Origin of the sequence: Paraburkholderia sp. Ac-20347, assembly GCF_017104805.1 — a bacterium.
GTDB lineage: Bacteria > Pseudomonadota > Gammaproteobacteria > Burkholderiales > Burkholderiaceae > Paraburkholderia > Paraburkholderia tropica.
The window spans coordinates 1-1188 of the sequence record NZ_JAAGPN010000587.1; the positions used below are offsets into that span (position 1 = coordinate 1).

Sequence of the window (1188 nt, forward strand, 5' to 3'; positions counted from 1 at the left end):
TAGCGCCTCCACCTCTGAACCTGCGCGCGCCATGTCCACGTATCTCGGCATCGACCTCGGCACCTCCGAAGTGAAAGTCCTGCTGCTCGCGCCCGATGGCCGCGCGATCGGCACCGCGGGCTCGCCGTTCACGGTTTCGCGTCCGCAGCCGCGCTGGGCCGAACAGCATCCCGACGACTGGTGGGACGGCACGCGCCGCGCGCTCGCCGCGCTGCGCGCGCAGCATCCGCACGACTTCGCGCAGGTGCGCGGCATCGGCCTCTCGGGGCAGATGCACGGCGCGGTGCTGCTCGACCGCCACGACGCCGTGCTGCGTCCCGCGATCCTCTGGAACGACATGCGCGCCGTCGACGAGTGCGCCGAACTCACCGCGCGCGCGCCGCAACTGCATCGCGTGGCGGGCAATCTGGCGATGCCGGGCTTCACCGCGCCCAAGCTGCTGTGGGTCGCTCGCCACGAGCCCGAGCTGTTTCGCCAGACCGCCTGCGTGCTGCTGCCGAAGGACTGGCTGCGCCTGAAACTCACGGGCGGCAAGGTCTCCGATCCGTCCGACGCGGCCGGCACGCTCTGGCTCGACGTCGCGAAGCGCGACTGGTCCGACGCCCTGCTCGACGCCTGCAACATGACGCGCGCGCAGATGCCCGCGCTCGCCGAAGGCAGCGCGCCGTCCGGCACGCTGCTGCCCGAAGTCGCGCGCGAGTTCGGCCTGCGCGAGGACGTGGTGGTGGCGGCCGGCGGCGGCGACAACGCCACGAGCGCGATCGGCATCGGCGCGGTGCAGCCCGGCGACGGCTTCGTCTCGCTCGGCACCTCGGGCGTGCTGTGCGTGATCGGCGACCGCTTCGCGCCCAATCCGGCCTCGGCCGTGCACGCGTTCTGCCACGCGATTCCGGACCGCTGGCATCAGATGAGCGTGGTGCTCTCGGCGGCGAGCTGCCTGCGCTGGGTCTGCAAGCTGACCGGCACGCACGAGCCCGAACTGCTCGCCGAAGTCGAAAAGCTCGACGCGCGCACGCTCGCCCAGGCGCCGCTGTTTCTGCCCTACCTCTCGGGCGAGCGCACGCCGCACAACGATCCGTACGCGCAGGGCGTGTTCTTCGGCATGACGCACGCGACCGACCGTGCGCTGCTCGGCTACGCCGTGCTCGAAGGCGTGACGCTCGCGCTCACCGACGGCCTCGACGCGCT

Annotated in this window: 1 protein-coding gene; it reads left to right on the forward strand. The window is 72.1% G+C overall.

What is annotated here, in order from left to right:
• Positions 1 to 31: 31 nt before the first annotated feature.
• Positions 32 to 1188: xylulokinase (xylB, locus tag G3N97_RS38860; RefSeq protein ID WP_205998008.1), on the forward strand; the 1157-nt coding region annotated here is incomplete at its 3' end.